The sequence below is a fragment of the Moorena sp. SIO4G3 genome, from assembly GCF_010692305.1.
Classification (GTDB): Bacteria; Cyanobacteriota; Cyanobacteriia; order Cyanobacteriales; family Coleofasciculaceae; genus Moorena; species Moorena producens_A.
The window spans coordinates 1-10,763 of the sequence record NZ_JAAHIG010000300.1; the positions used below are offsets into that span (position 1 = coordinate 1).

Genomic DNA, 10,763 nt, shown 5'->3' on the forward strand with positions numbered 1-10,763 from the left:
TGTCTGTAGCAACACCCGCGACTCAGGCAAACTCTTGTCAGGCTTACCTCAATCAATGTTAGGTATTGAACCATCAGACTAGACGAGGGCAAAATTCCCCTAACCGATCACCCCTTATTCATTTAGGGTTTCCATTGTTAATGATAAGTCAGTTTTAAAGGTTATGAAAACTACTTTATGCAAAAAATATTTTAAATTCATGCAAAATCCACATAAAATAATTTTTTATGTAAAAAGCCATTTAATTTTATGTAGCCCATACATAGTGACTCTATCTATTTAAGTTATTGTTCTCCATCATGAAAAAATAACCAATTTTCGTAAAATACAACTGGGTCATGAGAACAATGACATCAGAGACGGCTGAAGTATCATCAGTAAATCAAAGGGCTAATCAGACGGAAAAATCAGATAGGGACAATAAACCCGTCAAGCTAACTTATATAAATCTAATCCTCTGCGCTACAGGGATTGGCATTGCTGGCGGATTAGTAGCAACTAGTTACTATTTTGTCCTAGAACAGTGTTTGCATTTTGTTTGGCATTGGTTACCCGAATTTCTAGAACCCTATTTCCCAAGTTGGCTACCCTCTTGGAATTATGTGTGGATTGCCACTACCATTGGTGGATTTTTCGTGGGCTTATCCCTCTACTTCTTGGGGTTACCCGGTGAAATGGCGTTGGTGATTGAAAAAGTTCACGATCCAGGCAGGATGGAGCCTCGTCAAACTCCTGGCATGATTGTGACCTCTCTAATTTCCATCACCGCTGGCGGGAGTGCAGGACCAGAAGCACCATTGGTACAGATTAATGGTAGCTTAGGTAGCTGGGTAGGAGTGAAGCTTAAACTAGCAATCAGCCATATCCGGATATTGACCTTCTGCGGGATGAGTGCTGCTCTTGGTGCCTTTTTTGGTGCGCCGATCGGGGGGGCATTGTTTGCCCTAGAAATTCCCCACCGCCGGAGTGTGGAATACTATGAAGCCATCGTACCAGCCATTGTCGCGTCAATTTTTAGCTTCTCTGTTTTCCGCTTTGGTACTGGGTTAGATGTGGGAGGAATTTACCGCTTTAACCTTTTTGATACATTACCTGCTCTGTCCTGGCTAAATTTAATTGAGGGTGCATTACTTGGGGTTGCTGGTGGATTAGCTGCTATCGTGTTTATCTATATCTTTCGCTTTACCAAGTCTTGGATTAAATCTATTGAACATCGCCACATTTTGCTAGCTACACTAGGCGGATTATCGATCGGGTTGATTGCTGTCTTCTTTCCCCAAACCCTATTTTTTAGTGAGGAGCAAATTGAAACAGTGATTGAACAAGGTCCCACTTTGGGGGTAACCATGTTACTAGGGATTGCCTTGGCAAAAATGTTTGCGATCAGCTTTACCCTCCACGGTGGGTTTAGAGGCGGATTTATCTTTCCTCTATTTTTCATCGGTGCCAATCTGGGTTTAGCTATCTCCATCGCCTTACCCGGAATTCACCCCACCATTGCTATGCTTTGCCTGATGGCAGCGGTAAATGTGGCGGTCACCAAAACACCGGTCAGTAGCACGGTTATTCTTAGCGTTCTGTCTGATACCTCTATTCTTCCAATTATTGCTATTGCTAGCTTTGCCAGTTTCTTGTTGACTACTAATATTTCTTTGCTGAAAACTCAGCGATCGCGTAGTCAGGAGGCTATCCCAGTAATGGCTTAAGAAGACTTAAGTCTAACTTAGTAAAGGATTGAGTCAGTCAAAATCAGTTTTTTTGTTGAGACCTTAGCTAATTTCGTAATTAACAGCCAACCGCCAACCCTCATCAGTTATGTAAAATTAGATGGTTAACAGCTTCTTGGATAGGTAAAGCGTGAAACCTCTAAAAGAGTTCTGTCTAAGTGTTGTTGATCTCGAATTTATGCCAACTGCGCTGAGGGTGGCTTTGGTGGTTGGCTCAGTTCTGTTTGTGATCAATCATGGTTCTGCTCTCCTACAAGGGCAGATGACTAGACAGCGATGGATTTCAGGGGGTTTAACCTATATAGTTCCCTACTTGATCAACATTCATGGTCAGTACACCATCCGTTCTCTGGCATTGGGCTCGAAGAGGAAAAGCAGACTCTAATCGCAATTCTGGTTAATCACGATAAGAGCGATGTCAAAACCCTGCTTCTGGTACAATGGTCAGCTAATTGAGGGCAACTCCCTGAGCCTGACCATTGATGAGCCAGGATTTATATATGGCGCTACAGTTTTTACCACCCTACGAGTTTACCATCAGTCATTAGATCACCCACTAACCCATTGGACTAATCATTGCCATCGCCTCCAATCGAGTCTACAAGCATTTGGTTGGCAACAGCCGGATTGGGAGCAATTGCGCCAAGGAGCACAATCACTGATCACCCTTTACCCAGTGCTGAGAATTACTTTATTCCCCGATGGACGAGAATTGATTATGGGTCGTCCTCTGCCAGCACATTTAGCCCAGTGGCAAGAACAGGGTATCACTGCTTGGGTAGCCGAGTCCCCCTCCGTAAAATTTCATCGCTGCTTACCTACTCACAAGACCGGGAATTACCTATCTCCATGGCTGGCGAAGCAAATGGCGCAAAATATGGGAGCACTCGAAGGGATTCTGGTAGATAATCACGGGAATTGGCTGGAAACTAGCACAGGTAACTTATGGGGATGGGGAGATGGTCAGTGGTGGACACCACCAGTGGAAGCTGGAATTTTACCAGGTGTGATGCGATCGCATTTAATTGAGTGGCTGACTTGCCAAAATCAGAGAGTTTGTCAGGAACCTTGGTCACCCGAGTTGGTAAGACAGTTGGATGCGATCGCATACACTAACTGCGTGGTGGAGGTTGTTCCCATTCACCGGGTGATTCAAGAAAATTCTGAACGAGTTTATGACCCACTACACCCAGTTTTACAAGACTTACGTCAGGTTAACACTCTTCGTTTTTAGCATAATGAGGTACACATAATTTTTAACCTCTTAGCTCTTATTACTTTACTTCTCCCTGCTCCCTGCTCCCTGCTCCCTGCTCCCTGCTCCCTGCTCCCTGCTCCCTAAAACCAATAAAATGTACCTTACCAGGTTAATTTTTTTTAGATGAACTTTTAAGTATTAGCTATTAACTGTTAATTTCCGAAAAACTTCCTACTCTGTTTATTGCTCAGGGGTTGCCTTACATTAGCTGACAGCTCAATGCACCTCAAGTAGCATCTCAAGTAGCGCATTAGCTGACTGCTTACTTTTAGTCTAAGCTTGAGACGTTGAAAATAGAAGTTGTTTTTACGGTACACACCCAATTATTTTTATCAAAAATTTAATTAGCTATAGATAAATCTACTTATCTTTCCCTCTGTTGATAATTATTTGGTAGCTAAAAAAATCTATGCAATTACAATTCCCAAGTTTTCAATTTGGTGCTTTCTGATTCAACTAATAGATTAGATTCGGTAAATTTCAGGATATAGCTATACTAAAAATCCGTATTTCTACGGTAAATTAATTCATCAAAATTGTGTAAAGTCAAGACATCTATTCAGAATTACAAGACAATTTTCGCGTCTAAATATATCAACAAGACCCCTAGAGGGTCTGGGAGATAAGATCTCGGTATGCCCTACTCAATGGTTTTTGTCTGGCTCAATTTTCTCATAGAAACTGTCCCAATTAGCGATACAGATAGAGCAATGAGTGGTATCTATGACCTACAGTTAGTTGTTCTATCCATTGCTATCGCCTCGATTGTGACCTATACGGTGCTGATTATAGCTGGACAAGTAAAAACCTCACAAAAGACTAACCGTAAAGGTTGGCTGATTGGTGGGGCAATGATCATGGGAATTGGGATCTGGTCAATACACTTTTTGGGAATGCTAGCATTCCGGTTCCCCACCCCTATCACTTATGATACGCCAATGGTACTGCTTTCTTACTGGGTAGCAGTGCTAATCTCTGGTGCCGTACTCTATAGTGTCAGGCGCATCACCAACTTCAGACAGTTAATGGTGGGCAGTGTGGTAATGGGATTAGCGATCGCATCCATACCCTACCTGCTGATCGCTGCCATGAGAATACCAGGGCTGATTCACTACAACCTCTTTTTTGTTGCCCTATCCGTTGTTATAGCCAGCTTGACATCGTTTTTCATCTTGTGGCTATCCTTTGATGTGGGGGTAGGAACCGGAAAAATCCTTCATGGGTGGAAGGTTTGCTGGGCAGTGATCCTGGGATTAGCCATTACCTCTGTACACTATACAACCATGATGGCAGCCAAGTTCCCCGTTACTCCACCATTAGACACTGGGTTTTCTCCGACATTAAATACTTCGGTAGTAACAAGCACCATAGGGATAACTAACCTAATCATCTTCAGCCTCACCTTACTTGCCTCAAATTACGAGCAGAAAACGAGTAAAGCACTGCAAGCTCTTAGACAAGAAGCATTGCAAGAAAGCGAAAGGCTATTCCGGACAGTGATTCGAGAAATGCAGGTAGGGGTGTTGCTATTCGAGGCAAAAACCGAATTCATGCTCTTTAATCAGGCGGCTCTGGATATACTGGGCTTCACCGAAAGTGAATTGTTGGATAAAAGTCCTTTTGGTTCAGATTGGACTATCATTCACGAAGACACCACTCCATTCCCCACTGAAAGTCGTCCTATCCAACAGGCAATTACCACCCGTAAACTGGTAAGAAATGTGGTTATGGGTGTCCACAATCAAGCGACTAAAGATTGGGTATGGTTACTAGTGAATGCCGATCCCCAGGTGGGGGTGGATGGGTTAGTAGAGCAAGTCATTTGTACCTTTAGTGATATCACCAATCGTAAGCGAGCCGAGGAAGCACTGCAGCAAGCTGAAGCGAATTACCGCAGCATCTTTGAGAATTCAGTAGAGGGCATCTATCAGATTACACCCGATGGGCGCTTTATCAGTGCCAATCCAGCCTTAGCACGGATCTATGGCTATTCTTCCCCAGAAGAACTAGTAGAGTCGATTACGAACGTTTCAAAACAAATTTATGTGGACACTGAGGGTCGTAACGAGTTTACTGACAGAATCGCGGAAAATGGCGCTGTATCATCCATTGAGGCTCAGGCTTATCGCAAAGATGGTAGTGTAATCTCGATTTTGGAAAATGTGCGCCCTGTCCGAGACACTAATGGAAATTTGCTCTACTACGAAGGCTCTGTGGAAGACATTACCGAACGCAAGCGAGTTGAACTGGCCTTGCTGGAGAGAGAGGAGCAGTATCGGTCAGTGGTGGAAAATGTGCAAGAGGTGATTTTCCAAACCGATGGGGTTGGGGTGTTGACTTTTCTCAATCCAACTTGGACAGAAATGACGGGCTTTTCTATAGCAGATAGCATCGGTACTAACTTTATTGATTATCTCCATGCTGATGACCGTCAAACTAATATTGAATTGTTTCAATCCCTAATTACCCACAAACAGGAGTATTATCAGCAGGAACTAAGGTACCTTACCAAAGATGGCGGCTCGGGCTGGCTGGAGATTCATGCGCAATTAACCCTAGATCCTGACAGTACTATCACAGGGACTTCTGGCACTATTCGAGATATTACAAATCGTAAATTAAGCGAGTCACATCTGAAAGAAAGTGAGAAACAACTGCGTCAAGTTATTGATTTAGTGCCTCATTTCATTTACGCCAAGAACCGAGATGGAGAGTTTCTTCTAGCTAACAAAGCAGTTGCGGAAGCTTATGGTACGACAGTAGATGAGTTACTATACCATCGGGATGAAGATTTTCCTCAATCTTTCCTAAAATCATTCCAGTTTACAGAGGCGGATTTGCAGGTATTGGATAGTGGAGAACCGACACACCTTCGAGAAGAGACGATCATTTATCCCGATGGAGAAAAGCGTATAATCCAAACTACCAAAATTCCCTTCTCCTTAGCAATTTCCCACATGCCAGCGGTATTAAGCGTATCGATTGATATATCTGAGCGCAAGCAAGCTGAGGAGGCATTACACCAGCAACTGACTCGTGTGATGCTACTTAAACAGGTGACCCAAGAAATCCGCCAAAGTTTAAACACTAAACAAATTTTTCAGACCACTGCCACACAAATTGGTCAAGTTTTTCAGGTCAACCGTTGCACCATTCATACCTATGTTTCTCAACCCTATCCTCGCATTCCTACAGTGGCTGAGTATTTAGAAAAGGGTTATCTATCCATACTGGATTTAGAAATTCCGATTCTGGGGAATCCTTATTTAGAGCAGTTGTTAGTCCAAGACCGAGCCATCAGTTCCCCTAATGTTTACGAAGACCCCCTTGTCAAACCAATGCTCCCAATATGTTGGCAAATTGGAGTCAAATCCATGTTGGTAATTCGTACTTCTTATCAGGGGGAACCGAATGGTGTGATTGGAATACATCAGTGTGATGAATTTCGTCAGTGGAGTCTCGATGAAATCGAGTTACTCGAAGCCGTCGCTGACCAAGTAGGGATTGCTATTGCTCAGGCTCACCTGCTTGAGCAAGAAACCCGCCAACGAGAGCAATTGACTGAGAAAAATTTCGCCTTAGAGCAAGCTAGAAGAACTGCCGAAGCGGCCACTCAGGCAAAAAGCGAATTTCTGGCAACCATGAGCCATGAAATCCGGACTCCTATGAATGCCGTGATTGGCATGACGGGTTTGCTACTGGATACAGACCTAACGCCCCAGCAACGAAACTTTGTGGAAACGATCCGCAATAGTGGGGATAGTTTACTCACCATCATTAATGATATTTTGGATTTTTCCAAAATTGAGTCTGGAAAGCTGGAGTTAGAAGAACAACCGTTTAATCTGATCACTTGCATTGAGGAATCCTTAGACTTGTTGGCAGCAAAAGCAGCTGAGAAAAAATTGGAGTTAGCCTATCTATTCCATCCCAACACTCCACCCATGATTGTGGGAGATGTGACTCGGCTGCGCCAAATTCTAGTTAATTTGTTGGGGAATGCGATTAAATTCACCGATATCGGGGAAGTATTACTTTCTGTAACCGCCCGAGAAGTGAGCACAGGGGAATGGGTTGATGGCAAAGAAAAAGAACAAACCAATACTGCTAACTACTCCTACCCGTTGGCGTCTGGTCCTGACTACGGAAAACACTACTCTTTGAGTTTCCCTACTTTACCCAATGGAAAGGACTACACTCTACAAGGAGGATTTGACCAGACGGGGTATATCAACGGGGTCAGGGGAGCTAACGGAACACAGAACAACACGAGAGACAACACGAGAGTATTTTCACCGCCTCACCCCCAGATTTCCTCCCGCAACCCTAACACCACCAGATTTTGTCCTGCTTCCACCCAATCTTTAATCTACGAAATCCAATTTGTGGTCAAGGATACTGGCATCGGCATTCCTGAGGATCGGATCGACCGCCTGTTCCAGTCTTTTTCTCAGGTGGATTCCTCCACATCTCGCCAATATGGAGGCACAGGTCTTGGTTTGGCCATTTGTCAACGGCTCACCACCATGATGGGTGGCAAGATTTGGGTAGAGAGTCAAGTTGGTCAAGGGTCTAAATTTTATTTCACTGTATTGGCTAAACAGCCTGATCCGCTCGAGGAACCTAACCTGCCAGTATCTCAGCCATTGTTAGAAGGAAAGCGGCTGCTGATTGTGGATGATAGTGCGACCAACCGCACGATTATCTCCGAGCAAGCCAAGTCTTGGGGTATGTTTACCCAGACAGCAGCATCAGGTAGAGAAGCTCTCGATTGGCTCAGTCAGGGGGATAAATTTGACATTGCCATTCTGGATGGGTTGATGCCTGAGATGGATGGTTTTACCCTAGCAACCAAAATCCGCCAGCAGTCTGAGAGTCAAGGATTGCCCTTGGTAATGCTCAGCTCAATGAGTCAATCAGATACAAAGCATCATCAGAGTCAGCTAGATATTGCAGCTGTCTTAAACAAGCCTATTAAGCAATCTCAGCTTCACGATGTTTTGACCCAGGTGATGAGCGGACAGCCGATCAAGATTAAGCGAACACCTGCTCAACACCTAAAACTTGACACCGAAATGGCGCAAAAGCATCCTTTGCGGATTTTGTTGGCTGAAGATAATATCGTTAACCAGCAGTTAGCCCTGCAATTGTTGAAACGGATGGGGTACCGGGCTGATGTGGCGGGGAATGGATTAGAAGTACTCCAAGCTCTGAGTCGTCAGCCCTATGACCTGGTTTTGATGGATGTCCAAATGCCGGAAATGGATGGCTTAACTGCGACGCAAAGCATTTGTGAACAATGGCCAGATCATTCACGCCCCTGGATTATTGCCATGACTGCTAATGCCATGGAAGGGGATCGAGAAATGTGCCTGAGTGCAGGAATGGATGATTACATTAGCAAGCCGATCCAGGTGCCAGAGTTAGTCCGTGCCTTGAGTGAATGTCCGCATCATCGTCAACCTCCCAACCAAGTACTAGCTGATCCAGCTGTTGACTTTTCGGTTTTACAATCCTTGATCGACAGTATCGGAGAAGGGGGGGCGGAATGTTTGGTTAGTTTGATTGAAATTTACTTAAAAGATACTCCGAGGTTAGTAAAAAACATGGCTCAAGCAATTATTGAAGAAGATCCAAAAGCCATGGAAATTGCGGCTCACACATTAAAGTCTAGTAGCGCTACCCTAGGGGGGATAAATCTCTCCAAACTGTGTCAGGACTTGGAAAGTCTGGGGAGGTCCAAAACCATCACTGGAGCAGCCGAAATTTTTCCGCTGCTTGAGTCTGAATACCAAAAAGTCAGAGCAGGACTGACCGAGAGTGCTAAGAAAATTCAACAACAATCCTTGAGCCCAGTGCTCACCCATAATGTATGATTTTAATCTATGATTTGGGTATGGTTAGGGCAACCAGCAAACAAATCCTAATCGTAAACTATAGCAATTATCAGCAAATTGTGAGGAACATTCCTTAGTTTTTGAAGGCAAAAGGCAAAAGGCAAAAGGCAAAAGGCAATAATAAACAAAAAGTTTTTTTTAAAGAGAATCAGTTTAAAAAAATACTGTAAATAATAAGGGCGATCAACGCTATTGGCTTCTAAAAAGGCGAATATAAACGACCTTCTCGCAGCTGTACTACTGGCTGATTGGAGATTCTGACTAAGTTTTCATCATGAGTTGTGACAATAACTGTAGTGCCTAGGTGATTGAGTTTCCTGAGAATGTTTAATACCTGCCAGGAATTGTCGGGATCGAGGTTACCTGTTGGCTCATCAGCTAATATCAACGGCGGTGTACTAACAATGGCACGAGCCAGGCTTACCCGTTGTTGTTCCCCTCCTGAAAGTTCCTCTGGAAAAGAGTTGGCTTTGTGTTGCAAACCGACTAATTTAAGGGTTGGTGTTAGGCGTCGCTTAATTTCTTTGCGAGTGAAACTCTGTGCCCACAGAACAAAAGCGATATTCTCTGACACAGTTCGCTTGGGAATTAGTTTGTAGTCCTGAAAAACAATCCCCAGGCGACGGCGTAGGAATGACAAGCGATCGCCTCGTAATTGCCCAACATTGATTTGATCGACAAATACTTTCCCTTCGGTGGGACGCTGTTCACCATAGAGTAATTTTAGCAATGTGGATTTACCAGCACCAGAAGGCCCTGTGATAAATAAAAAGTCCCCTGACTTGACTTCTAGATTGACGTTAAACAAACCTCGGTTGTTGGGATAGGTTGTTGTCACTCCTTGTAATTGGATTATCGCTTTCTGGGTCATTGGGAATTAGGGAAAGAGAGGGGAGATGGGGAGATGGGGAGATGGGGAGATGGGGAGATGGGGAGTCAGATGAGCGACTGGTATTCCACGGGGCTTAGAAGGTGCTCCCGGAAGCCTTAGCCAACAGCCGCTCCCCAACGAGCGATTGGCCAAAGGCTAATCGCATCAAGACAATACTAAACAATTTGCGTTCGCGTAGCGTGGCCAAAGGCCAATCGCATCAAGATAATACTCGACAATACTAATGTTGCCAGGTGTATTGATTCAGGTCTATCGATGAGGGATTAGGTTATGCCATTCTTTGACCTAAGGCTTTGAGAGCAAACTGAGGCAGAACCATCATTCTTTGACCTAAGGCTTTGAGAGCAAACTGAGGCAAAACCATCATTCGCCGCCAACGGTGGGGTTCTTGATACAACCGATATAACCATTCAAGATTATTGTTCCGGAACCAGGCTGGCGCACGGGTTTTAGCCCCTGACCAGATATCAAAGCTACCACCAACACCAATCCAAATGGATTGGGGACACAGGTGGCGATTCTGGGCAATCCAAAATTCTTGACGTGGTACACCTAAGCCAACTAATATGATTTTGGGCTGCTGTTGTTTTAAGGTCAGCTTTAATTCTTCCTCTGCTTCTGCACTGAGGTAGCCATGACTAATTCCAGCGATCGCTAGATTTGGAACTCTCTTCTGCCAAACCCTAGCTGTTTTTTGGACTACATGAGGGGCTGCCCCATAGAAGAACACTGGGCAAGATTCTCCGTATTGTCCAGCCTTGACCAGTAAAGACTGAGCTAGTTCAATGCCTGGACAGCGCTGCTTTTTTTTACCGTGGAGTCGTAAGTAAAATATAATACCTGCCCCATCAGGAATCACCAGTTCTGCCTGCTTGATAACGGCAGCTAGCTCAGGGTTCCGCTCTCCCTGGATTGCCATTTCGGCATTTAGAGTTACTACATGACTACCTAGACCTTTAGTGAGACGATCGTCTAAGAATTGACTGTAA

The 10,763-nt window shown here is 44.4% G+C and carries 7 protein-coding genes; 5 read left to right on the top strand and 2 right to left on the bottom strand.

Translation table 11 applies throughout. The features are described from left to right. The first annotated feature begins 347 nt into the window (after positions 1 to 347). The 4 genes from F6J99_RS33720 to F6J99_RS33735 all read left to right on the top strand — a co-directional run bounded on the left by F6J99_RS33720 (position 348) and on the right by F6J99_RS33735 (position 8,861). Entirely contained in the window at positions 348 to 1,706 is a 1,359-nt protein-coding gene (locus F6J99_RS33720; protein ID WP_293119626.1) for a chloride channel protein, read from the top strand. Positions 1,707 to 1,857: 151 nt separating this feature from the next. After that, positions 1,858 to 2,112 carry a nitrate/nitrite transporter NrtS gene (gene nrtS, locus F6J99_RS33725; protein ID WP_293119628.1) on the top strand — a complete coding sequence of 85 codons (255 nt, stop codon included), beginning with the start codon at positions 1,858 to 1,860 and terminating at the stop codon, positions 2,110 to 2,112. 30 nt (positions 2,113 to 2,142) lie between these two features. Next, on the top strand, positions 2,143 to 2,961 hold the full coding sequence (locus F6J99_RS33730; protein ID WP_293119630.1) for an aminotransferase class IV: 819 nt from the start codon (positions 2,143 to 2,145) through the stop codon (positions 2,959 to 2,961). A gap of 659 nt (positions 2,962 to 3,620) precedes the next feature. Then, a complete protein-coding gene (locus tag F6J99_RS33735; RefSeq protein WP_293119632.1) occupies positions 3,621 to 8,861 on the top strand; it encodes a PAS domain S-box protein in 5,241 nt (1,746 codons plus the stop codon). A gap of 220 nt (positions 8,862 to 9,081) precedes the next feature. On the opposite strand, the gene ftsE is transcribed toward F6J99_RS33735, so the two are convergent. Continuing rightward, the gene (ftsE, locus tag F6J99_RS33740) at positions 9,082 to 9,720 is read right to left on the bottom strand and encodes a cell division ATP-binding protein FtsE (protein WP_293119634.1); all 639 of its coding nucleotides are present in this window, start codon (positions 9,718 to 9,720) and stop codon (positions 9,082 to 9,084) included. Between ftsE and F6J99_RS33745 the strand changes: the two genes are divergently transcribed. Then, complete coding sequence (locus F6J99_RS33745; protein ID WP_293119636.1) at positions 9,714 to 9,851, top strand: hypothetical protein; 138 nt, start codon at positions 9,714 to 9,716, stop codon at positions 9,849 to 9,851. The two genes, ftsE and F6J99_RS33745, sit on opposite strands and share 7 nt — an antisense overlap. A gap of 191 nt (positions 9,852 to 10,042) precedes the next feature. On the opposite strand, the gene F6J99_RS33750 is transcribed toward F6J99_RS33745, so the two are convergent. Then, positions 10,043 to 10,763 (bottom strand): WecB/TagA/CpsF family glycosyltransferase (locus tag F6J99_RS33750; RefSeq protein WP_293119638.1); only part of this gene is annotated, 721 nt, incomplete at its 5' end.